Raw genomic sequence first — 23,904 nt, 5'->3', positions numbered from 1 at the left:
TCAGTCGGAGTCACCTCCAAGCTGATAGCCGAATCCGTAAACGGTCTTGACGTACTTTGGATTCTCGGCATCCTCTTCCAGCTTCTTTCTTAACCGCATGATCGTCATATCCACGCTGCGGCTGTCCCCCAAAAAATCATATCCCCACGCGATTTCCAACAGTTCATCCCTCGTAAATATTTTCCCTGGCCTTTTCAGCAGCGTTTCGAGAATCTTAAATTCCTTTGCCGTCAGCGAAATCGGGATTCCGTTTTTCAGCACCACTTTGGTATCCGGATCAAACACGAGTTCGCCATAGACCATCCGGTTTTCTTCGCTATTATTCTTCGCATCCTTGTTCTCGTATCTTCTAAGCACAACCTTAATTCGGGCAATGAGTTCACGGTTATCGAACGGCTTGGTCATGTAATCCTCCGCCCCAAGCTCGAGTCCCAATACCTTATCTACAATTTCATTCTTCGCCGACAGCATAATTACGGGAATCGCCTGTTTCTTAGTAATTTCCTTGCACAGGTCATAACCGGAGTAGTCCGGCAGCATCAAATCCAGCAACACCAAGTCCGGTTGAAAAGAATCCAGCTCCTGAAGTCCCGTACTGCCATTCTCCGCGGTTCGTACCCGAAAGTTTTCTCTCCTGAGCACCAGCTCGATCAAGTCCCGGAGAGCCGCTTCATCATCAATCACGAGGATCTTTTTCACTTAATCCCTCCTCCCGCAAGGTTTGCCGTTCGTTGCTGCCCGCCCATCCCCCACCTGATACAGTCCATGCAACTTTGAAGGCTCCTGCGAACGTTTATGAAAAAAAACTTGCTTCTGCTTGCGATAAGTTTCAGCTTTACGGCTCTATCGGCGAAAAATAACAATGGAGTTGGCCATTGCCAACTCCTTATCGTTTGCTGAGAACTCTTTGGAATCAGCGTCCTTTCAGAGCACGCTCGATTCGTTTATCCGGCATGAACCAGACTACGGCAACCAGTACAAAAAAGAAGCCCGATATCCAAGGACTCACATATGCGGTCAAGGCTGCAGCTAAGTAGAGTAAAGGGGATGCTTTCCCCTTCAAGTCTTTCCCCATCATCGAAAAGAATGAGGAGTCGCTGGAATGCTGGTTAATAATCGCCCGCTGCAGCAGCCAGTACGAGAATGCTGCGAGTAGTAGTATAATGCCGTATAGCGCCGTAGGAGTGGCTGCAAAATGGCTTTCCCCCATCCAAGCCGTGGTAAACGGGATCAGGGATAACCAGAATAGAAGCAGCAAATTGAGCCACATCAACGGCCCGTTCATCGTTCGAACCATGTGCAGCAGGTGATGATGATTGTTCCAGTAGATACCGATATATACGAAACTAAAGATGTAGCTAAGAATCTTTGGGCCGAGCTCGATCAGCGCATGCCAGTCATGGCCTACCGGCACTTTAAATTCCAGTACCATGATCGTAATAATAATCGCCAGTACGCCATCGCTGAACGCTTCCATCCGATTCGCCTTCATTGTGTCTCCCCCTCTCTCGGTTCGCGCGCTATATTTACCTTTTCGACACCACTAACTTTGCATAAAATCCTTCATCCCGTCAAGCAAAAGCCTTCTTATTCTATTAGCCGTTGCTTAGGGTACGGTGCTCCCCGCCGTCTGTAACGACGAGTTGCTCACGCTTTTCCCGTGGCCCAGGCAATCCGGGGATCAATGTGCCTCACTAGCCGATAAGCATAAGGAAGAAAATTTTGTTTTGGCCAAAACCGTGAAGATTCCAGATTGGTCATTCTCCAATCCGTCATACAGTTTAAATATCCTGCTTTACGCGCATGATCGAATCCATGCTTTATAAGATGAGTTGCAACTCCCTTTCCTCTTGCATATGGAACAGTCGCTCCAACACCTAGACAAATACAAGAGTCCGGTATCATCATATTCGAATCTGAATTCTGAGCTGGATAAAATGCCTGAAATCCTAAAATGTCCTGCCCTTGGGAAGCTACCCAAAAATAAGCTGTCGGATCCTTCATTAGCTCAACAAAACCCTCTTGCAGCATCCCGCGGTCCTCGATAAAAGCGGGTGCCCACACCGGCGATTCCGCTTGATGCTCCATGATCAGCGTAGCTATTTTTCGAACCTCCCGTTCATCTTCTTCCGTCGCAAGTCGAATACAAATTTCCGAATCCAGGAGAGGCAGCGAAATATCGGAGGGTATGGCCTGAACACCATGGACTTGTTCATAACCAAAGCCTAATCGAAGCCAGCCATCCATTGCCTTAGTGTCTCCGCCGGGCACAAGAACGTAATGCTTGAAGGAACCGGCCTTGACCCATTCTGCAGCAATCACAGCATACATTTCCCGATAAAGTTCGGCGCTCTCCTCTGCCGCAATGGCTGTACCGGCATAATCAACCCAAGTATAGCGCTCGCGCTGCTTGTCGGTTTCCAATCTCCCCATCATATAGCCGATAAGTTCAGCGCCTCTGAAAGCGGCGATTCCACTGACATTTTCCTTCTCCAACCATGTATCGATAACTCGTCCGGCATGTACCGGTTCTTCAAATAATTTCTGCAGGCTTGGTGTCTTTGTTCGTTCTTCAACATGGTGTGCTGACAGAAGCATCGCAGCCGCTTCTAAATGCGAGTGTTGAAAAGTAACCACCTTCATTTCCTCTTTCCCCATTCTCCATAACACTCCCATGAATTCAAGAATAGAAACTTGCCGCTACTTAGGATACTGTTCTCCCCTCACTCAAAGCGAAGTCAACGGCAGACTCCGCATGAAGTCTTGTTGTATCGTATAGCGGGACTCCGCAGTTCTCTTGCGAAACGAGCAAGGTGATCTCGGTGCACCCGAGAATAATGGCCTCCGCTCCCTGTCGACTAAGCTTATCTATAATCCTTAGATAGGATTGCCTGGATTCATCCTTAATGAGTCCAAGGCACAGTTCTTGATAGATGATGTCATGAATGATCATTCGATCCGCTTCGTCCGGGACCCTAACATCGAGTCCGAACTTATCCATCAGCCTGCCTTTATAGAAATCTTGTTCCATCGTAAAAGCTGTACCCAATAGAGCGACTTTCTTAATTCCATCCTTAACAATTTCTTTTGCCGTTGAATCCGCGATATGGAGTAGTGGAATCGTGACCGATTCTTCTATCTCCTTTGCCATCTTGTGCATGGTATTGGTGCATATCACGATGAAATCGGCCCCGCCGGATTCCAACCTTTGTGCGGAATCGATCATTATTTTTGTGGCCTCATCCCATTTCCCCTGATATTGAAGATTTTTGATCTCGTCAAAATCTACCGAATACATGAGACTTTTTGCGGAATGGTGCCCTCCCAGCTTCTCATTCACCCGTTGGTTCATGATTTGGTAATACAACAAGGATGACTCCCAACTCATCCCGCCGATTAGACCTATTGTTTTCATAAAACTCACCCTCCCAGGGGATTTTCACTATATTTTCCTTTAAATGTTGCTCGACTTCAAGCCATTTCTCGCAGCGACAAAATTTCTTTCGTAATATAAAAAAGAAAACACCCCTTTGGTGTTTTCTTTTTCGTCAGCCTGTCACATCTCATCTATTCCTTGCGAACTGTTTTCTTATCCCTTCACTGCCCCGGCCGTCATACCATGTATCATATAACGAATCAGTATGAAGTATAAAATAACAATAGGTACCGCTATAAAAACGGAGCCTGCCGCAAATCTTGAAAACTCGGTTTCGCCAAGGTTCATCAGGCCCACAGCTACTGTATAGAGATCTTTTTCCTTTAATAATAGCTTTGGCAATATAAAGTCGCTCCATGGGAAGGTGAAACTCGTAAGTGCGGTATAAACGATCATGGGCTGGGACAATGGCAAATTGATTTTTAAAAATATCTGTAAATTCGTTGCCCCGTCAATTTTAGCCGCTTCATCAATGGAATAAGATACTGTATCAAAAAAACCTTTTTGGGTTAAATAGCCCATCGGTGCGCTGGAACTGTAAATCAGGATGACGCCCCATAAATTATTAATTAGTCCGAATTGCGTCATGATAATATATACGGCGATCATTCCCATAAAAGAGGGAAACATGCCAAGGATCAGCGTTCCCTTCATGATTTTCTTCCTGCTCTTAAATTGGAACCTGGACATGGTATATGCCGTTAATATAACAAGAAAAGTACCAATCAGACTGCTGAATATCGCAATCTGCAAAGTATTCATAAACCACCTGGGGTAATTATACATGGCCGTATCCGTAAATAAGGTAATAAAGGTGTCCAAGCTATATTCGCTGGGGAGAAATCCATTATAGGTATAGATGGATCCCGATTTACTAAAGGATGCCAAAATCAACCAAAGGCAAGGAATGAGGAAGATCAATGAAACCACAACTAACGCGGCATGGGTAATAACGGTATCTGCCGCACGAAGGAATCTGTATTTTTTCATCGGAAAACATCCTCCTCTTTATAAGATGGAGATTTAACATATACAAACAGGGAAATCATAGAGGTAATAAGGAATATGACTAAACTGATTGCCGCACCGATATTATAATAGTTGTTGCTAATGGATAAATTATAGAGCCAGTTAATTAACAGATCCGTATCGCTGGCTAAGAAATATCCGTCCATATATAATCCGCCACGGAGGAAGAAGAAGATGCCGAAATTATTAAAGTTTCCAATAAACTGGCCAATCAATACCGGAGTCGTGGAAAACACAACAAAAGGCAATACGATTTTCGTGAATTGCTTCCACGGTTTCGCACCGTCAATTTTAGCAGCTTCTATCTGATCCATATCAAGGTTTGTTAATATACCCGTTGCTAAAAGCATAATGGAAGGTACCGTAATCCATGCGTTTACCAATAAGCCGATAAGCCTTGCCATCCATTTCGCATCGATATCCAAAAAACCAATGGCCATATGCCCCATATCCATAATCATTTGGTTAATAGGTCCGCCATAAGAAAACATAAAGCGGAAACCAAGCAGGGTAATAAATCCGGGTACCGCGTAGGCCAGGATCGGAAATGCCCTCCATATAATCGTGCCTCTTACGCACTTCTTATTAAGAAGCAGGGCAAGACCAAGACCCGCAAAATAATTTAAAAAGGTGGCACTTACCGCCCAAAGCAGGTTCCAGCTAAGAATCCTTCCAAAGGTCGGCGCAAATTTTGAAAGGGTTGCAATCTGTATAAAATTCTTGAAGCCAACCCAATCGACCAATTTTGGAGGGACAATATTACCGCCATAATTCGTAAATGAAACCGCGATCATAAATATAATAGGCAGTATACTGAATACAAATACGCCTATAACCGGCAGAAACAATGCTGTCTTGTAGAACTTTTCGTCCAGCAACTTTTTAACATCTTCCGAGAAGGTTCTAGGCTTCCCGCCCTTCTCCACCAGAGTTTGGGTCTCATAAATATCTCGGACATTTGAAAGGTAGCAGCTAATAAATACTATAATTGCCGCAATGAATAGAATACCCATAAGCAGCATAACAACCGAGTTATCTCCTTCAATGCCAAACCAAGCATCCTTTTCTTTGGTTCCTAATGTGAAAAGACCCGCCAAGTCAGAAAAACCCCGAGATATAAAATAGAAAACTCCACAGGCAAGTATGGCAAGGTATAGCAGACCCTTTCCAATTTGACCATACATTAACTGACCCAGGCCCATAAGACATATACTGGCTTTAACGTTCTTGCCTGCATTTTTTTTGAAAAAAATTAGTTTGCTAAAGATATTCATCTAAACACCTCTAATTAGAAAGAGTGTGGATTGCATCATAGATTTGCCGATCTACAAGCTTTAGCCCACTCTTTAGCTCTTCTAAAGAAGTGTATTTTTTATCGGACGTACGAAAGGCATCCTTAGCCAAATCCGTAAAGAATGTTTCTGCCGGTGACCATACCTGTACCATTTCAGTAATGGACGGCATGACTACAATGTTTCCTTCATTTAAGTTATTAAATACGATTTCCGAGACTCCTCCGACCGCTTGAGCAGCATCGGAACGTGCCGGAATACTTCCCAGTAGCCCCTGTCTCTTCATGATCATCTCATAACTTGTGGCAAATTCCACAAAGGCAAGGCTGGCATTGGGTGCTTTTGTATAAGCACTGATAGCATATCCGTTTATGCCTCCCATAGCCTTTTGAGGTATGAATTCGGGGTTTTCTTCCGTTAAATCACCGCTTGCAGGAAGCAAAGGCAGTCCGGCTACAACCAGATTTTCTTCAGCCGATGCTTTAGCCTTCTCCGTACTCATACCTTGCTTTTCATATTGCAATGTTAGTTCTTTAATAAATAAGGAATAAACATCCGGTGTTGTCATAGTGGCAAAATAAGTACCATCCGCAATTTTGCTATAGCCATTTACTGTGATGGAATCGTCTATGCTCTCTTCGTTCATCACGGAAGCAAGCTTTAACAAAACATTTGCTCCCACCTCGGCATTACCGGCAGATAATCCCACTTCTTTCGGGTTCGTATTATGATCTCCAAAGATATATCCTCCATAGGAGAAAAGGAAGCCGGAAGAAAAATACACATCATATAACGACCGCATATAACCATACTTTCCGGAACCCGATTCAACGATCGACTTTGAATATTTATACAAATCATTCCAGTTTTCTACCATGTCCGGTACCTCATTCTTATTGGCATCCCAATTTGTTTCCCAGTCTTTAGGAAGCATATCCTTACGATAAAATAACATGGAGGTCTGAACATTTACGGGAACGCCCATATAATAGGTTTTGCCGTCTACCTCAGACTTATAGGCCTCCCATGCGTTTTCGGGAATCCGGGAAAAGGACTCCAAAGATTCTGCGGGGATTGGATAAATATGTTTTCCCTTTACATATTTCATAATGGAGTCATTGGCCTGATACAATACATCCGGCCCATATCCATAAGGTCCGTCGTCCGCCAAATTACTGCGCTGATCCATATTGGCATCCACGGCAACAATTCCATAGTCTTTATATTTTTCATTAAAAGCGTCAATTAATTGTTTGAAGTATCCCTGTTCGATGGCTGTGTCATTTTCAAGGATACGGAGTGTAACGTTTCTTTCCAATTCCCCGTTGTAAATCGATTTTAGTGCATTTGTCTCGGCAGGCGTATTCTTTTCATCCAAGGCCTCTGATTTACAGCCGGTCAGTTGTCCTACGCTTAACAAGACTACTAATAAAAGGCCGAAAAATCTCTTCATCATCATCCACTCCTCTAATTTTCGTAAACTGCAAATCCATCCGTTGATAAGTTGCATTCCAGCAATTTATTTTGAGCCAGTATTGTTCCGGTTTGGCTTATGCGTACTGTTTTTCCGGATTGATTCAGAATTAATATAACTTCACTGTTTTCAAAGGTTCGAAGGATATAGCATAGATTCTCATCATAGGAAATACGGATATCTCCCTTCCGTAAAGCGGGCTTTTGCTTTAATGACAACAGACTCTTTAAATTCTCCACAAACGGAATATCCCAGCGGGATTCCTCCCAATCAAAGCACCTTCTGTTATCCGGATCATATCCTCCCTCAAGGTATAATTCCGTTCCATAGTAAATACAAGGTGCTCCCATATACATACACATGACGGCAATGGCAGAAAGTAAGCGATCCTTATTCTTATTTACGGAAGTAAAAAAACGGTCCGTATCGTGAGAATCCAAAAGATTCAGCATCATAGCGTTAACCTGCCCGTTATTTCTCATTAACAAATGATTTAACTTTTCGGCAAAGCCCTGTGCATTAACAGTCCGGAAAGCATAATAATCCAGGCAGGCTTTGGTAAAGGCATAATTCATGATGCTGTCATACTGGTCTCCCTGTAAAAATGCATTGGCATCGTGCCAGTTTTCCCCGATGATTACACAATCCGGCTTAACTTTCTTAACGGCTTCTCTTAACTTTCTCCAAAAGTGATGAGAAACCTCATCGGATACATCCAAGCGCCAGCCGTCAATATCATATTCCTTGATCCAGAAGAGAGCTATGTCCAATAGAAATTCTTGTACTTCGGGGTTACTGGTATTAAACTTTGGCATATATTCGCTGTAGCCAAACACCTCATAATTGATGTTTTGGGTATCAATTCTGTCGCCGTCAATCATAAACCAATCAAAATACTTCGATTCTCTTCCTTTTAAAAGCACATCCTGAAATTGCGGCAGCAGATTACTGCAGTGATTGAACACGGCATCCAATACAATCTTAATACCTCGTTTATGTGCCTCGTTTACTAGTTTAAGAAGGTCGTCATTTGTTCCAAAGTGAGGGTCAATTTTTTTGTAATTGGATATATCGTATTTATGGTTAGAAATTGACTCGAATACGGGAGTTAAGTAGATGCCGTTTACCCCAAGATCCTTCAGATAATCCAACTTGCGTGTAACACCCGGAATATCTCCGCCCGTAAAGCTCTTGGGATCCGGTATCCCGCCCCATTCCAAATTGACATAATCCGTATTTTTATCTGTTAACCCTTGATAAAAGCGGTCGATAAAAATCTCATAAAATACGGCGCCCCGCATCCACTCTACTACTTCATGAATATCATTTTTGTTTATATAAGGCAGCTGAAAGGAATTATAATAGGACAATTTAAAATCATAGGCGGAAGTAAGCCCGTCTTCTGAAAAATAGCGGCATTCCTGACCCTTCCAAATTCGAAACACATAAGATAGTCTTACATCTTCCAACTTAAGTTCTACTTCGTAGTATTTAAATAGATCATCCTTATATTTCTCTTCCATTACTGCCGCTTTTTGTTCCATGTAGTACTTATATTTACAACCGTATACTACCTCAACGCGGTCTACATCATCTTCTTTATCCATACGCAAACGTAATATGATCGTATCCTGATTTATGGGATAGCAGAATTTTGATTCAGGTATATGTAACATGGCTTGTCTATTCATGGTATCAATTCCTCTTTTGTATATTCACAAAAATGATAAATAAGTATATAACTAAGTCATGGACAAAAAAATTACAATGAAGGACATTGCTAAGCAAGCAGGTGTCTCGGTAGCCACAATTTCATATGTGATTAACAACCGCACGGATCAACGAATCAGCGAAGAAACAAGGAAAAAGGTCCTGCAAATCGTTAATCTTTTGGACTATAAACCAAACTCCTCCGCGAAGTCTCTGTCTACGAGCAAAACTTATAATATCGCTCTTTATATGATGCCTGAGAGTTCTCTGTTAAAACGTTCCGAGCAGTTGCTTTTAATTGAGGCATTATCCGAGGTTTCGGCTCATTACGGATATCATTTGGTTATCCAGGATAATAAGGAAATTGCAAAATTAAATCATGTAGATGCCATTTTATGTTTTGACGCTACAATTGATTTTTTCCTTCGTATCGGGGATAAGAATCTTGTTCCTGTAATTGCCGTTGACTGCTTAATTGATATTCCCTGGTTTTTTCAAGTTTGCAGCGACTATAAGCTTCTAAAGCAAAATGCCGATAAACATTTTGGAGATGATAATTATTTCTATTTATGCCTAACTCCAAACAATGAGCTATTAAAGTCGTTTATCTGCAAAACTTTCCGTGAAGTGAAGTTTGTAAAGGATTTAAAGGATCTTTCGGAGATGGCTGATCATAATTGCGTATATAATCAGAGTGCCCTGAAGGATCTTATGGCAGGAAGGGAAAGTTCCTGCTATATTCCGTATGACTTACATTCGAAAATGGACAGGGTGTATCGTTGCATAGACTTTGCCATAAATCGCATTCCGGATATGGAACACGCCCAATTTGTATAATCATTTTTGCAACAGGCTGCCGTAAATATATGGCAGCCTGTTGCCGTGAAATGCGGCGGCCTGTTTACTTTTATTTCATTATTTTGTCTTAAAGCTTACTGTCAGTTCTTTCGTTTCCGGATTATAGGTAAAGGTATAAACTCCCGCCGCTTTTGCGATGATATTGTCACTGGCACTGCCTTCAACAAATTCCAGTGAATTTTCGTCCTTAATATTACTGAATTTTACATACTCGTTTCCTACATTTTCCGTGTCCCCGGCTTTGACTGTGGAAGTAAATAAAAATTCTTCTTTCTCTGCTAACTTAATCGTTAAAACAGGTAGTCCGTCCATTTCTTTAAATCTGTATTCGTCCTTATAAACATCATTCCAACCGGTTGTGATGGAACTCTTAATATAGTATGAGGTTGTAACGTCTGCTATTGCGTCCTTAGGCTCCCCGTTATATACCCACTCTATGGTATCGTAGGGATTCGAATTAAAATTTTCTTTCGTCTCTTCGGTGTAATTGCTATTTTCGGTATCATAGACATCGGCACCAGGATATGTAGTCAACTTAAGCGTATAGTTGCCGGATTTAAGGCATTTAATATTAGCCTTTTTGGCTTCATTGGATTGATAATTACCGCCGGAGCCTGCAAAGTACTCAATTCCGTCCTGACTTGTAGTCGTTAAATAGCCCGCCCCCCTTTGGTTATACCAGGATGAATTCGTCGCTAACTGGAATTCGTCGCCTTCATACAGATCCATGCTTATGGAGTAAGCGTTTTCACCTTCCTCCTTGGTTAGCATCAGATCGTCATTAATCACAGTTCCCCAGTTGGAGGTGACGAGTAGCGGACTCTTCCCGCTCCCAACAACAACAAAACTCCTTGTATCTTCTTTATCTTCCAAAAATCCCGCAAAGATATTCGTATCGGCAGTCACTGGTGTACTAAAGTCATATTTATGGGTTAAAGAAGGCGTTGCATACCAGCCCATAAAGGTATAGTTATCTTTCTTCGGGGTATATTCGCTTACGGATTCATTCTCCTTGACTTCTTCTTTTGATAATTCCGTACTCCCGTCCATATCATAAAACGTTACTGTGTAAAGATTTTTCTTTATGTCTTCCTTTGAACTATCCGTGTTGTTTGATACACCGGGTTCCATAGTTGAGTCTGATTTTCCGCAAGCAGTCAGTAAAAAAACGCTTAAGAAAATAGATAATAATACCATAAATATAGCCCTGCTTTTTCTCATAAATTGTTACCTCCCGATTGATTAACCGGTTAAGCAAAAATTAAAATAAATAGCGTCTACGCAAAAGACGCCTATTTATTACTGCTTAACTGTTTAAGCAGATTTTACTATGCCGGTTGTTACATGTCAATTCTACTTTTTGATTTTCGAAACGACCGAAAGGGAGCCTGCCAATTCCATTAACGGCAGCAGTTCGTCTCTCAATTGGACGACACATGTTCCAAGGGTATCTAATGAGAAATCCAGCCTCATTTCTGCCTCCTAGGACAAATTTCAAACAAAGTAGGAATCAATAATCACCCATTCAAAATTCATACTTCACAAATCGCTCTCTTAGATCTTCTTCGTACGGTATCCACTCCGCATCGCTCCATAAAGACATCCCCGCGAGCTCCGACAGCTTATTTACCGCCTGTTCCGGGTTAGTAATCCCTATAAGCTCATCAAGCTCCTCCTTACGGAGACCCAAGACTTCTCCCAAGTAGTCATCATGAAGACGTTCTTCCCGGAGTTCTTCATATTCCTCCCTTGTCCATGGCTCGCAAAAGATTCTTTCGGCTTGTATCTCTCCATCCGCGAACATCGACAATTCGAATATTTCCTCATTCATATATCCGATGGTCATAATGGGGTCATCGATCAACCGGGACAACGTTCGACCGATCTTCTTCACCGTCCCCCATACAAAATATTCATGGAGCACGCTGATCCAGTTCTCATTGCTTTCGCTTATGTACATGACAACCTTGGTCTCCCGTACCTCCTCTTCTCCTAGTACTTTGGGGTGCCTTTCGATCAACTTTCTTAGGGCTTCGACCGCCTTCTCCGGATTGTTCGACTTCATATGCAAATTTGCGAATGATCTTCCCACAGGATAACCTCCTAGAACCAAAGGATATTTTTATGTTCATTACTTAAATATTGATATATTTGATATGTATCTAATTTCCATTATAGAGATCGTTTGTCCCAAATCCTACCTACTTATTACCTCAATTCTGGAAATTACTGCGGTTCACTTCCTCATGAGATAAGCGAGTGCAAAAAAAAGAGTCGCACCATGATTGGGGCAACTCTTTAAATTCCCGTCGCTAGATCATAAATTTTGCGGATTTTCTCGTCCAGCAGATCCAGATGAACGATTCTCGCTTCACGGAGATATTCTTTCCCCTCCACATAAAGCAATAATACGGGCGCTGTGAAAACAGAAAAGCTCCCCGCGACCGCCGGAACTTCTTGCGCATTCATCGTCGCCAGTTGAATATCCGGGTATTTCGTTAATAATTTCTGCACCTGCGGCTGCAATGCATGACAAACACTACAGCCCGTCATCGTGATATAGAGAAACGATAACCGATGGCGTCTTATAAATTCATGTGCCGCTTCGACACTCGTTAATATTTCGAATTCTCGCATAGATCCCTCTCCAATCATCAAACAAATATTAAAAAAGGCCTCCCCGCTAAGAGGGCGGCCTTCTTCTATATTAACCCTAAATTTCCGTATATATTTGAAAGGTAACTCCGAATTTATCCGTGACATCCCCAAATCCAGGGCTAAACGGCTCTTCCTTAAACGGCATATTGACTTGACCGTCTTGCCGCAGGGCCTCGAAGAAGCGCTTTGACGTTTCCACGTCGTTCGTTGTAATGCAAATGGTAACCTTTTTACCGCTGGCAATAGGCGAACCAAACGGATCATCGGAAAACATGAGCTCCGCTTCGCCTACTTGTATCTTTGCGTTGGCAATCATACTTTTTGTTTCGTCCGTAAAAGTATTCGACATTTCCGGCATGTCTCCGTAAGTAATGATAGAGAGAACCTTTGCACCGATGGCTTGTTCATAAAACCGAATAGCTTCCTTGGCTTTTCCCTCCAGAGTGATATATGGAGTGAGTTTTACTGTCATCGATTGTACCTCCTTTATACTTAGGATTCTTCCGTGTACTTTTTGAAATTGTCCATAATCGCTTGCCAGCCCGCTTGCTGGACCTCAACCGGATGCGTGCCTTCGGCGTCAAAAGTTTCGACGACCTTCGTTTCGCTGCCTTGAGCCGTGAAGGTAATCTCCACCTTTCTCCCGTCTCCCATCGTATATGAAATCAATTCATGGGTTTTTACTTCGTCATATACACCGCCCATATCAAACCCCATGCTGCCATCCTTGGCTTCCATCCGGGTCAAAAACTTGCCGCCGGCCCGCAAATCATTCTCTGCCCTCGGGGCATGCCAATCTTCGGAAGCCTGATTCCACTTCGTAATGTGCTCCGGTTCCGTCCAACAGTTCCATACCTTTTCAATAGGCGCCTGAACGACTGCCTCAACAGTCACTTTCGTCGGATTACTTGTTCCCATTTCAAAAACACCTCGCTAATTTTCTCGTATTTTTTAGTTTTCAATAATATAGACGTACTTCATACTCGAAATTCATCGGTCGATTTGCTCCGGAAGCCCAAATCGCGAAAATAATTTGGCGTTTATAAAATTTTGGAGGTGAAGGATTTTTCCGTCTTTGACCTCAATGACGTGGATTCCCCAAGGGACCAGAACGGATGCTTCTTCAGGACTCGGCATGTACTGCGCAAAAGCCGGATAGCCGCCGTTTACCGTGACCGGCAAAAAGCGGGAGCCCTCGCAATGCCATCGGGTCAGCGAGAAAAACTGGAACAAATCGTCCTTGCCTTGCACCCACATGGCAAACGGCGGCATGGACATGCAGCCTTCCTCATGGAATAACGCAACCAGAGCATCGATATCGAATTGTTCAAAGGCATCCACATACCGTGACAGCAGCTCATGATCAGGTTCGGCATCCACCGTCCGGCTGAGCTCATCGGAACGGAGCCGGGTTCGGTTCATCGTCTCCCTGGCTCTTTGCAGGGCACTATTCGCGGCGGCCGGCGACATTCCCAAAGTTTCGGCGATCTCTTTGGAGGACCAATCGAATACATCCTTCAAAATAAGCACGGCACGTTGGCGGGGAGGCAAGGCTTGCAAGAGTGCGATGAAACAAAGCTGCAGAGTATCCTTGCGGATGAGCGCTTCTTCGGGATTCTCCCCCAAATCGGGGGTAAGCCAGATCCAGGAAGAGTCCGGCAGCGTTTCACGGGGTGGGATGATGGAGACCGCCGGATCCGACAGATCGACGGGCAGTGTACGGCGTTTGGCTTGTCTTAGTTTGTCCAAGCACAAGTTGGAGGCAATCCGATAAATCCACGTTTTGTGTGACGATTCCTGCCGGAATGAATTCCAGCTTTGCCAAACACGGATGTAGGTTTCCTGAACCGCATCGTCTGCGTCTTCGATAGACCCCAACATTCGGTAACAAAATGAGGTTAATTCCGGCTTTAAATGATCCAGTAACTGCAGATCCAGTGCCGTATCGCTCATAGCAGCCTCCTTTTGACGAGGAAATAGATTTGTGCGTTTTGTCATAGTTTACCACAGGAAGGTTCGGAGATCATGAGTATCGTCAAAAACCTGCTATCGGATGTTCCTTTCAGTGTATGTTCGATTCTAGCGGAAACTTATAGCGATCCAAGGTCCCGCCCTAATGAAGAATTCATGTGCACATTTCACTCCTCATGAGAAAAGAGGACGACCCTCCGTCCTTTCAGGACTTTGAGACACCCTCTTTCGAACTATCCCGCATAGGCCGGGGCCAGACTTATCTAAGGCTTACATCATAGCATTACTGCTGATCGGCCAACCATTTGGCACCTTCCTCTTGGGCCTTCTTCATTCCTTCGGCCGCACTCAGTTCACCTAACAGGACACGTTCCACATTCTCTGACAGAATATAGCGCGGTTGACCGGAGCGATATGGATAACGCGGTGTCCACAGCTGGCTCATTTGCTTCAGGATAATATCCATTTGTCCAATCTCCTGTACAGAAGACCAATTCTCGGCTGCCTTGATGACCGGCATACTCTGCGAACGCTGTTCATCCCACATATATTGCTGGAAGAACTCGCTGCCGCTGAATTTCAACCATTCCCAAGCCAGGTCTTTATTGCTGCTGGATGCTCCGATGGAGAACGGACTTCCGGCGAACATGCCGCCCATGCCTGTCGCCTGATTCTTGAACAGCAAAGCTGCCTGATAGCGGTCCTCCAGCCCGAAATTGGCCAGCGTATTGATGAATCCCGGAGATTCACGCAAGTTGATCGCAATGTTGTTTTTTTCCGTCAGGAAATTTTCGGCGCCTTGTCCGGCCATTATTCCCTCCGGTGCATACTTGAGCACTTCCTTCATCAAATCGATCGATTGCACCATGGTCTCGCTATCGAATTCCAGCTTCATATCCTTCCATAAGAACCCGGTGCCCCACTGTCCGCCCAGCGATTCATTAATATTCATTACAGTATCGGCAGCATCCGCGCCTTTGAAGGTCAGACCATAGTTTTGTTCCCCTGTCTTGGGGTTCTTGCCTGTCATCTTGGAGGCTTTCTCCAAGACTTCCTCGATCGTCGGAGACTCGGACAGATATTCCACGCCCCAATCATCGAACAACTGACGGTCGTAAACAATGACCCGCGCATCGCCGATAAAAGGCAGGCCATAAATCTGCAACTCCTGATCATTCGGCCCCATGGCCTTCCAGCCATCCACCTGTCCGGTCAGATAGCTTCCCAGATCATAACTGTCTTTATCGATGTAGGGCTGCAAAGGCTCCAGCAGCCCTTGCTCGGCAAAAGCGGCAATCCCCGGCACTTGATATACATCGGCTGCTCCGGACTGAAGCATAGTCTGAGTCTTCTCGTTATAGTTATCCCAGCCCATAAGTACAAACTCGACTTCTGTGTTAGGATGCTGCTTCTCAAACTCTTCCTTCAGCACCTTTACACCCTTGGAGGTTTTTCCTGATACTGCATCGGTCTTGTCCTCCAGCGAGAAGTCGCCCACAAGCTGCACTTTCAGTTTTCCTGTCGGCTCTTCATTCGTCTCCGTGGTGCTTTCCGCTGGTGCCGGTTGATTGCTGGTCTTTACTGCCCCGTTCGAGTTACCGTTTGTCCCGCATGCACTTAGAATCATAGTGGACGCCAGCAGCGTTCCCATCAACTTCAAGGTCAATTTACTAAACATGATTAGCTCTCCCAACTCCATTATATTTTTATAAATTGCCGCTTACCTGCTTACCGGTCCCGCCTCTTTAAGTGACCACGCAACCTCCGGCTATCACTCTCCCTTCAAGCCGCTGAGGGCAATACTGCGAATAATGTATTTTTGTAAAAAAAGAAACACGATCACGATCGGCAGAATACTCATGGCCGCTGTAGCCATCGTTACTCCCACCAGCCGGCTGCCATTCTCCGAAGAGAAGCTGGACAGAAATAACGGTACGGTCTTCATATCCTGATCGTTGATGACCACGAGCGGCCACAGGAAGGAATTCCAACTGTCTTGGAAGGCTAGAATCGCCAGCGTTGCTGTAATCGGCCCGGTCAAGGGAGCGAAAATACGGAAAAAGATCGTGAACTCATTAGCCCCATCAATCTTGGCGGATTCGCGTAACCCTTCAGGGAGACGGTCAAAATACTGCTTCACCAGTACAATGCCAAGCGCATTAATGATTGCCGGAAATATCAGAGGGTATTTGGTATTAATCATCCCGAGATCATTGAACATACTGAACATCGGAATCAGCCTGGCCTCGAACGGAATCATCATGGTAGCCAGGACTGCGAAGAATAGAAATTTCTTGCCCCGAAATTCCCCCCTGGAGAAGGCATAGCCGGCCAGCAGGGCTGAAGACACACTGAGTAGGACGCTGAACAATGAAATGATTGCTGAATTGGCATAGGTCTTGAACAGAACCCCGTTCTCGAATACCAGCCTATAGTTGAATAGGGAGAACTGCTCAGGAATTAGCCGGGGTGGGAACGGAACGGCTATGTTGCTGGTTCTTTCCAAGCTGACGCTAATCATCCAGAGGAAGGGGTACAACATCAGCACACCCAATCCAAGCAGGAGCAGGAACAACAATCCGTTAACCCATTTACCTTTTCCCGTTACACTCAACATGTGACTAGTCCCCTCCTTAAATTTTCATCTTAGTGACTTTGGTATTGATGTAAGTGAACACAAGAATAAAGAAGAATAGAATATATGACGCCGCAGAGGCGAGGCCATATTCATGACCGCCGAACCCTCTCTCGAAGATAAATCCGACAACCGTATGCAAGGACCGCGCCGGACTTCCCTGCAAGCCCCCAAGCATATAAGCATCGGAGAACCGCTGCAAGCCGCCGATCCAGCCAATGATAAACAGGACCGTCAGACTTCCAACCATATTCGGCAGGGTGATATATAGCCACTGCTTGAAGCCCGAAGCCCCATCTATGGAAGCCGCTTCATAATAGTCGCTTGATATCGCCTGCAAATTGGCCAGATTAATAATGATGACGAAGCCCAGCCAATGCCAGACCGAGAGAATGATCGTACCCCACTTGGCAGAGAGCGGCTGTGACAGCCAGACTACCTTCTCGAAGCCCAACAATTGCGCAACATAATTGAGTGGTCCATCCGGATGAAGAAGCGCCAGAAAGACAGTGGCAGCCGCAACAATAGAAGTGACATTAGGTAGATAGAACAGTACCTTGAAGAAGTTGGAGCCACGGCGTAAATTGTTGATCAGACAAGCAATGATGAAACCGATCGGAATGGCAATCAGAAGCTGGAAAACCGTAATGTAGAGCGTGTTGTACACCGAATACCAGAAGGTGCCTGACTCCAGTACACTCACGTAATTCTCCAGTCCAACGAATCGCTCATCAGCCCCTTTGGTGAAGCTGAGCCGCAGCGACTCCGCCAACGGATAGATCATGAACACCGCAATACCAAGCAAAGTGGGCAGCAAAAACAGATACCAGGCAAGCGTAGGCTGCCTCCGGATCACTTTGTTGCGTTTACGCAGCATGCGTTGGTCTAAGACGCCGAGCGGTGTAGCTTTTGACATGTGGTTGGACAAGGGAACCATCCTCCTTGCTGTTTTTTTCGAAAATGAATCGTCTTGTGAAAGTTAACGCTAACCAGCTTCGGCATCGGGCTGCAATTCTGTGCTACTGTATTTGGGTGCGAGTGCGGACAAGCGAATTTGCCGCCACTTCTCTGATCTCCAGCGCCGGAGCATGAAGCAGGCTCTAATCCATTCATCTATAATAAAAGCCAGCCAAATGCCGTATATCCCATAGCCCCATACAATTCCGAACAGATAAGCCGCAGGGACGCTTACTCCCCACATCATGATCAGGCCCATCATGACAGGATATTTTACTTCACCGCTAGCATTCAGCGAAGCAATCATAATGACATTGCAGGCACGGGCAGCCTCCAGCAGGACGGACAGCAGGATCAGGTTGGAGGACATGTTAATAACATGACTGTCCTCTGTAAACAGACCCATCAGCGGCTTGGACACCAGATACAGTAACAGGTTGACCGAGCAACTCAGGACGAGCCCTATTTTCAGATGCCGAAGCCCGGTAGTTTTCGCCTGCTCCGATTTACCGGCTCCTATCAGATGCCCTATCATAATCGAAGTCGCCTGACCGATCGAAACAGATATGAGGAAGATATATCCGGTAAGCGTCTGTGTGTAGATCTTGGTGGTGATGGCTGTAGTACCTAAGAGCGTCACGATCATCATAATGACAACCTGGGAAGCGGAATGGGAGAGATTCTCGCCGGCTGAGGGAATGCCCAGCTTGAAGATTTCCCGTACATCAGCAAATCGGAACGAGATGCCCTTAACGCTGAACAGCGCTTGATCCATCGCACGGATCAACAGGATCACCGCCAACGCCACGCCGACCAGCTTGCTTCCGAAGGTCGCCCATGCCACGCCCTCAACACCATAGGAAGGCAGGCCAAGCGGTTCATACAGCACCATATAATTGCCCGCCGTATTGAGAGCAACCATCGTGAAGGACAACAGAAGCATCCGCTTGACCATGCCGTTCATGCGCAAGATCATTTCCGCGGTCATAATAAAGGCCGTGGCCATGGAGGCAAGTCCTGTAACCGATAGAAACACTGTCCCGTACTGCATTAATTCCTCCGGCAAAGAGATGGCGCGCAGGATCGGTTCAGGGAACAAGAACAACCCTATGCTGGCTAAACCGCCAATCAGCAGGTTCGCTAAGATTGCCGTCCGGGCGACGCCGGCCGCCTCCGCCCGCTTCCCCGAGCCGTTCAATTGACTCATAATGATCCCGGCCCCTATGGTGGCGAATCCGAACAGCAGATTGACCGTAGTGAGCAATTGCGCAACCGTACCTACGGCGGCAACGGCAAGATCGGAATAATTGCTAAGCATCAAGGTATCGATGGTGAAAATAACCGTCTGCACCAGTTGGCTCAGAAATAGCGGTCCGGCCAACCCCAGCAGGGTGAGTGGAGCCGGGGTACCCTTCATTCCCCGCCGCCCTCAGCCAGATCAGCGAGCAAAGCTGCAAATCTCCTCACCTCATAGACAGAAATTGCATCTACGCCCATGTCCATATATTTAAAGAACAAGTCCGGGTCATCGGGTAAGGTATAGATCCACACCCGAAGCCCATGATGATGTGCCTGCTGAACCAGATAAGGCCGGCAGCTTTCATAGTGAAGATTTACGCCGCCGAGCTTCGCTTCAGCCGCTCGCCGGCACAGCTCAGCCGCTTGCTGCCGATAACTTGCTTCGTCCAACTCGCATAGGTCCTTCGGTAAGTTCCTCATGACATGTCCGGAATACTCGGAATTTTCTATCCGTCGCGTATCCCCGGTGAACCATACCTGGCTCCAGGTCGATGTGGCGGCTATATCGGCTATGGCCGCCACCGCCGCCTCTTCTGTCTTGAGATCCAGATTGAAGCCGACGGGCAGCTGGCTGAACCGGGTTAGTACCCGGTTCAGCGTCTCCGGATGATGCCCTGTCTCCAGCAGCTGCGCATAGTTCAACTGGTTGACGAAAGGCTCATCATCATGCTGGAGAACAGCCACATGATCCTTGGTTGCTCTGACATCCACTTCTAAAATAGGAGCACCCGCCTTCATTCCGGCTTCACAGGATTCAAGCGAATTGTAGCTCGTTCCCTCGCAGCCTGTATGGGCGATCAGCTTCGGATATTGCATCGCTATCCCTCTTTTACGGTTATTCTTCATCACGCTGCCCGTTTGCGAAATAAATCGCATTGGTGCAGGCCATGGTTGTCAGGATGCCGTTGATGGTGCCGAACAACCGCACACGCAGCCATCGCAATCCTGCGGTTGCCAGCAATATAGGCAATGCGTCATCCCCGTTGGCCGGTAACTTTGCCAGCTCTCCCAAATTAGAATCTACGATGATCAGGCTGCCCTCCTCCGCTCCCCAAGGACGTTCGGGCTGAGTTGAACGTGTGATCTGCACAGTCAGTTCGGCATCGGGATGGGCCTCCCTGTTATCTAAGAGAACTTCGTCGCCTAGCCCATATTGATCAGCTCCAAGAGTGAGACTGATCTCCAGAAGCGGTCCCATGCTCAGGCAAAGCTGTCCCTGCCTGATTGCGGCGATAATATCAGTTATGGAATGCGGCAAGGATGCATCGGGAAGGCCGATATACGTGTAAGCAGCCAGATCATCAGCCGGATCCGACCTATGCCAATCCCGACCGGCTGTAGCGGATATCCGGTACCCTTCGTTCAGCAGCTCGGTCCACTGTCTGAAAGCAGGCACATTATGATTCTTCATTGGAGGCATCGTCTCATGCCATACCTCCATATAATCAATCTGATTCCAGTCGCTTACGGTGTAATCCCAGTGGCAGCCTGTACAGATCGGACTGCCGAAGCTGTAGGGATGGGCAATGCCCACGATGCCTCCCTTCTCATGAACACGAGCGACGCCTTTATGAATGTCGCCCGGACCAAGGTCCCTCCATTCACAGTAAGGGGCGCCAAGGGTCAGCATATGTCCGTAGAATGTCGTCCACTCCATGCCGGGAATGATGGTGATACCTGTCTGCCTGCTGACGGCTTCGGCATCTGCGAGTCCCGATACAGTGTTATGATCCGTAAGCGCGATGCCTTCAAGCCCAAGCTCCGCGGCTGCCCGGCACATCTCCAGTAGAGAATGTGTCCCATCACTATGGGGCGTATGGGTATGTAGCTCGAATGGAAGCCATCTCATCTGCCGGTCCCCCTCACGAATAATTCATAGCGGCAATCTGGTGTAACAACACAATGCACGCTGATCGTTACCTTCCATACTCCGGAGGGAACGTCCCCGGCGATAAACCCGGGAGAGGTCTTGCTCCAATCCGGGCAGATAATATGCTGCTGCTCTGGAGCATGCCGGTGTGCTGAGCCGCGAAAGCCCGTGGGGCTGTCCAGAGATAATGTCAACAAATTCTGCAAGGGGTAGAAATTCTCCCATTGCTTCTTATGCAATTCCACCCAAGCCGGATCGGAGTAGGTCTCAATGGCTTCTAATATAAGTGGCTGTGATGCTTCTCTGTCTAAAAAGGGCTTGGGCGAATATCTGAAATCGATCTCCAGTGATGACAAGGCGTGCTCCACGTGAAATTGGTAAGTGATATGTGTTTTGGAACTCAGCGGAGTGAGCTTTCCCTCCACTGCAATGATATCTTTAAGCATTGTCTATACCTCTTTCGCACTGTATTCATCGATATGGTATCGATACCTGAACAACACTAGCATAATCATTGCTTGTTAAATGAACTCCTGCTTTATAGTCGATTTATGTTAAATATGGTCGCTTGATTTGTTCGTCATTGACATACAAAAAGCAGGTCCGTCAACCTGGACGGAACCTGCATATACGGTGCTTCATATTATATTCTTCGACAGCTTGCCCGCTCCATGATCCGATGCGGTAAATAGATTTCTTTACTGTCGGGCCGGGATCCCCGATCTTCTATCAAGCTGTGGAGATATTCAAGCGAAGTCCGTCCGAGCTCTCGGGCAGGCTGATGCACGGAAGTAAGCATTGGCCTGACGGCCCTGGCAATCAGACTGTCGTCAAATCCCATGACGGAAATATCCTCGGGAACACGGAGTCCATAATCAAGAATACAGTTCATGGCGCCTACGGCCATATCGTCACTGGCGGCAAAAACAACCGTAGGCCGCTCTCCTTGTCCTTGCTCCAGAATCTCCTGCATCATTAATCGTCCGCTCTCCTGCTTATAATTGCCGAACCTGATGAAATCCGAATTCTGCGGAATACCGGATTGATTTAAAGCGTCCAAATAACCTTGATACCGGCTTTGGCCTGAAGTTACATCTTCCAAATCCCCGCCCAGGAAGGCAATCCGGCGATGACCGAGACTAATCAGATATTCGGTGGCATCCCGTGCCGCCTGATAGTCATTAATCAGCACAGAGAACCTGTCCGGCAGCGGGGAGCGGACACAAGAGAACAAGATAGGCATAGAAGCGCTTTCTATAAAAGAAAGGATGCGCTCGTCCACCTTTTGGTGCATGATGATAATTCCGTCTACCCGCATCTCCTGCACAGCATGCAGATATTTCAATTCCTTATCCAGATTCTCCGCAATATTGCAGACGATCAGATTATAGCCATATTCGCTGGCACTTTCCTCAATACTGCTTAATATCGTTGAGCAGAAATAATTCGTGAAATCGGGAACGATGACGCCAATGGTATCGGTTTTTTGCTTTTTTAAACTGCGGGCAATCTGGCTTGGGGAATAGTTCAATTCCTTGATCGCCCGGTTCACCTTATCAAGAATACTTTGGCTAATATATTTTTCTCCATTCAGCACTCTGGACACACTGGTAACCGAGACACCGGCTCGTTCAGCTACATCTTTAATTCTTGCGCCCATGTGTAATCACTCCTTAGCAAGGGCAACGCGGATAAAACCTACGGATTTTACATCCATTATACAGACAGTTGCATTTCGAAGTGTAAAGCCTGTGTAATTTTCTAGGCTTTTAATCGCCTTTACTGGTCTAAAGAAGTACCTCTAGTATAATATAGAATCAATTGAAGAACTGCTGGTGGCCACTCTAGAGAAAAGGCGGGGATCCACATGACCGAACTGCAAGAAACAAGAGCCATATTAACGAAAGAAGATCTAGTCCATGCTTTTAGAGCATGTGGATTAAGGGAAGGGCAACACATATTCGTCCATACTTCTTTAAGTAAATTGGGTTTTGTAGTAGGTGGAGCCGAAACCTTAATTCAATCCCTTCTTGAAATTGTCGGTGAAGAAGGGACTTTGATGATGCCTTCCCAAACATGGAAGAATCTCGACCCTTCAACGGGAGTCCATGGCGATGTGCCTAAGGAATGGTGGCCGATAATTCGTGAATATTGGCCGCCCTACGATAAGGAAATAACCCCTGCGATCGGCATGGGCATCGTGGCTGAAGTGTTTCGCAAATGGCCGGGAGCCAAAAGGTCGGATCACCCGGCACGGTCAATTGCCGCAGTAGGCAAGCACGCGGAATATCTGACGCAACACCACGATTTATGCAACATCTTCGGGAAGGATTCCCCGTTGGATAAATTGTACCAACTACATGGTTACGTCCTCCTGATCGGCGTCGGCTATGATAAAAACACGTCGCTGCACCTCGCCGAAACTATAGCTGATTTTTCTTCCAAGAAGTTTATCCATGAAAGCAGTGCAATTATGGAGGATGGAGCGCGCAAATGGGTAACTTACGAAACCCAGGCTGTGGACGATGAAGACTTTATCCGCTTGGGAGATGAATATGATAAAGAAATGGATATCAAGATTCATGAAGTCGGAAACGCCGAGGTCCGGTTTCTGGAGCAACGGCAGTTGGTGGACTGGGCAGCCGCATGGATGGAGAACAACAGGGTGTAGGCCACCCCACAAGGGATGGCCTTTTGTACTTAGCTTTTTCTATT

Annotated in this window: 24 protein-coding genes; 2 read left to right on the top strand and 22 right to left on the bottom strand. The window is 46.0% G+C overall.

Annotated features, from left to right (window positions below):
- From ACLB09_RS12775 to ACLB09_RS12740, 8 genes are all read right to left on the bottom strand, one after another.
- Nucleotides 1-699, bottom strand: coding sequence for a response regulator transcription factor (locus tag ACLB09_RS12775; protein ID WP_410770220.1), 699 nt, complete (start codon nucleotides 697-699; stop codon nucleotides 1-3).
- 214 nt (nucleotides 700-913) lie between these two features.
- Nucleotides 914-1,492: a TMEM175 family protein gene (locus tag ACLB09_RS12770; protein ID WP_410770219.1), complete on the bottom strand. Its 579-nt coding sequence runs from the start codon at nucleotides 1,490-1,492 to the stop codon at nucleotides 914-916.
- Nucleotides 1,493-1,647: 155 nt separating this feature from the next.
- Nucleotides 1,648-2,658 carry a GNAT family N-acetyltransferase gene (locus ACLB09_RS12765; RefSeq protein WP_410770218.1) on the bottom strand — a complete coding sequence of 337 codons (1,011 nt, stop codon included), beginning with the start codon at nucleotides 2,656-2,658 and terminating at the stop codon, nucleotides 1,648-1,650.
- A gap of 46 nt (nucleotides 2,659-2,704) precedes the next feature.
- On the bottom strand, nucleotides 2,705-3,415 hold the full coding sequence (locus ACLB09_RS12760; RefSeq protein ID WP_410770217.1) for an aspartate/glutamate racemase family protein: 711 nt from the start codon (nucleotides 3,413-3,415) through the stop codon (nucleotides 2,705-2,707).
- 174 nt (nucleotides 3,416-3,589) lie between these two features.
- Nucleotides 3,590-4,426 carry a sugar ABC transporter permease gene (locus ACLB09_RS12755; RefSeq protein ID WP_410770216.1) on the bottom strand — a complete coding sequence of 279 codons (837 nt, stop codon included), beginning with the start codon at nucleotides 4,424-4,426 and terminating at the stop codon, nucleotides 3,590-3,592.
- Nucleotides 4,423-5,739, bottom strand: coding sequence for a carbohydrate ABC transporter permease (locus ACLB09_RS12750; RefSeq protein WP_410770215.1), 1,317 nt, complete (start codon nucleotides 5,737-5,739; stop codon nucleotides 4,423-4,425). Before ACLB09_RS12750 ends, ACLB09_RS12755 begins: the two co-directional genes overlap by 4 nt.
- Nucleotides 5,740-5,749: 10 nt before the next feature.
- Nucleotides 5,750-7,210: a sugar ABC transporter substrate-binding protein gene (locus tag ACLB09_RS12745; RefSeq protein ID WP_410770214.1), complete on the bottom strand. Its 1,461-nt coding sequence runs from the start codon at nucleotides 7,208-7,210 to the stop codon at nucleotides 5,750-5,752.
- Nucleotides 7,211-7,224: 14 nt separating this feature from the next.
- Nucleotides 7,225-8,922 carry a glycoside hydrolase family 13 protein gene (locus ACLB09_RS12740; protein WP_410770213.1) on the bottom strand — a complete coding sequence of 566 codons (1,698 nt, stop codon included), beginning with the start codon at nucleotides 8,920-8,922 and terminating at the stop codon, nucleotides 7,225-7,227.
- Between the two features lie 58 nt (nucleotides 8,923-8,980).
- Here ACLB09_RS12740 and ACLB09_RS12735 point away from each other — a divergent pair, with 58 nt between their 5' ends.
- On the top strand, nucleotides 8,981-9,778 hold the full coding sequence (locus tag ACLB09_RS12735) for a LacI family DNA-binding transcriptional regulator (protein WP_410770212.1): 798 nt from the start codon (nucleotides 8,981-8,983) through the stop codon (nucleotides 9,776-9,778).
- A 78-nt stretch (nucleotides 9,779-9,856) separates the two neighbouring features.
- Here the strand turns inward: ACLB09_RS12735 and ACLB09_RS12730 are convergent, their stop codons facing one another.
- The 14 genes from ACLB09_RS12730 to ACLB09_RS12665 form a co-directional block, all read right to left on the bottom strand.
- Nucleotides 9,857-11,020, bottom strand: a complete 1,164-nt coding sequence (locus tag ACLB09_RS12730; RefSeq protein WP_410770211.1) for an InlB B-repeat-containing protein — start codon at nucleotides 11,018-11,020, stop codon at nucleotides 9,857-9,859.
- 304 nt (nucleotides 11,021-11,324) lie between these two features.
- Nucleotides 11,325-11,891, bottom strand: coding sequence for a hypothetical protein (locus ACLB09_RS12725; protein ID WP_410770210.1), 567 nt, complete (start codon nucleotides 11,889-11,891; stop codon nucleotides 11,325-11,327).
- A gap of 206 nt (nucleotides 11,892-12,097) precedes the next feature.
- On the bottom strand, nucleotides 12,098-12,436 hold the full coding sequence (locus ACLB09_RS12720) for a thioredoxin family protein (RefSeq protein ID WP_410770209.1): 339 nt from the start codon (nucleotides 12,434-12,436) through the stop codon (nucleotides 12,098-12,100).
- A 76-nt stretch (nucleotides 12,437-12,512) separates the two neighbouring features.
- Entirely contained in the window at nucleotides 12,513-12,929 is a 417-nt protein-coding gene (locus ACLB09_RS12715; RefSeq protein ID WP_410770208.1) for a VOC family protein, read from the bottom strand.
- 20 nt (nucleotides 12,930-12,949) lie between these two features.
- The gene (locus tag ACLB09_RS12710) at nucleotides 12,950-13,375 is read right to left on the bottom strand and encodes an SRPBCC family protein (RefSeq protein WP_410770207.1); all 426 of its coding nucleotides are present in this window, start codon (nucleotides 13,373-13,375) and stop codon (nucleotides 12,950-12,952) included.
- A gap of 72 nt (nucleotides 13,376-13,447) precedes the next feature.
- Complete coding sequence (locus ACLB09_RS12705) at nucleotides 13,448-14,455, bottom strand: sigma-70 family RNA polymerase sigma factor (protein ID WP_410770206.1); 1,008 nt, start codon at nucleotides 14,453-14,455, stop codon at nucleotides 13,448-13,450.
- A gap of 256 nt (nucleotides 14,456-14,711) precedes the next feature.
- Nucleotides 14,712-16,106 carry an extracellular solute-binding protein gene (locus ACLB09_RS12700; RefSeq protein ID WP_410770205.1) on the bottom strand — a complete coding sequence of 465 codons (1,395 nt, stop codon included), beginning with the start codon at nucleotides 16,104-16,106 and terminating at the stop codon, nucleotides 14,712-14,714.
- Between the two features lie 93 nt (nucleotides 16,107-16,199).
- The gene (locus ACLB09_RS12695; RefSeq protein ID WP_410770204.1) at nucleotides 16,200-17,045 is read right to left on the bottom strand and encodes a carbohydrate ABC transporter permease; all 846 of its coding nucleotides are present in this window, start codon (nucleotides 17,043-17,045) and stop codon (nucleotides 16,200-16,202) included.
- Nucleotides 17,046-17,061: 16 nt separating this feature from the next.
- Entirely contained in the window at nucleotides 17,062-17,991 is a 930-nt protein-coding gene (locus ACLB09_RS12690; RefSeq protein WP_410770203.1) for a carbohydrate ABC transporter permease, read from the bottom strand.
- Nucleotides 17,992-18,048: 57 nt separating this feature from the next.
- Entirely contained in the window at nucleotides 18,049-19,437 is a 1,389-nt protein-coding gene (locus ACLB09_RS12685; RefSeq protein WP_410770202.1) for an MATE family efflux transporter, read from the bottom strand.
- Complete coding sequence (locus ACLB09_RS12680; protein ID WP_410770201.1) at nucleotides 19,434-20,135, bottom strand: glycerophosphodiester phosphodiesterase; 702 nt, start codon at nucleotides 20,133-20,135, stop codon at nucleotides 19,434-19,436. The genes ACLB09_RS12685 and ACLB09_RS12680 overlap by 4 nt, the downstream gene beginning before the upstream one ends.
- Before the next feature lie 19 nt (nucleotides 20,136-20,154).
- Nucleotides 20,155-21,168, bottom strand: coding sequence for a CehA/McbA family metallohydrolase (locus ACLB09_RS12675; RefSeq protein ID WP_410770200.1), 1,014 nt, complete (start codon nucleotides 21,166-21,168; stop codon nucleotides 20,155-20,157).
- Nucleotides 21,165-21,635 (bottom strand): hypothetical protein, encoded by a 471-nt coding sequence (locus tag ACLB09_RS12670; protein ID WP_410770199.1) that lies wholly within the window; start codon nucleotides 21,633-21,635, stop codon nucleotides 21,165-21,167. The genes ACLB09_RS12675 and ACLB09_RS12670 overlap by 4 nt, the downstream gene beginning before the upstream one ends.
- A gap of 197 nt (nucleotides 21,636-21,832) precedes the next feature.
- Nucleotides 21,833-22,849 carry a LacI family DNA-binding transcriptional regulator gene (locus ACLB09_RS12665; protein WP_410770198.1) on the bottom strand — a complete coding sequence of 339 codons (1,017 nt, stop codon included), beginning with the start codon at nucleotides 22,847-22,849 and terminating at the stop codon, nucleotides 21,833-21,835.
- Between the two features lie 207 nt (nucleotides 22,850-23,056).
- Here ACLB09_RS12665 and ACLB09_RS12660 point away from each other — a divergent pair, with 207 nt between their 5' ends.
- Nucleotides 23,057-23,860, top strand: a complete 804-nt coding sequence (locus tag ACLB09_RS12660; RefSeq protein ID WP_410770197.1) for an AAC(3) family N-acetyltransferase — start codon at nucleotides 23,057-23,059, stop codon at nucleotides 23,858-23,860.
- Nucleotides 23,861-23,904: the final 44 nt, after the last annotated feature.

It is taken from the genome of Fontibacillus forbon (assembly GCF_046559655.1).
Taxonomy (GTDB): domain Bacteria; phylum Bacillota; class Bacilli; order Paenibacillales; family Paenibacillaceae; genus Fontibacillus.
Note: the sequence above shows the minus strand (reverse complement) of the source record. Positions and strands in the feature narration are given on the sequence as shown.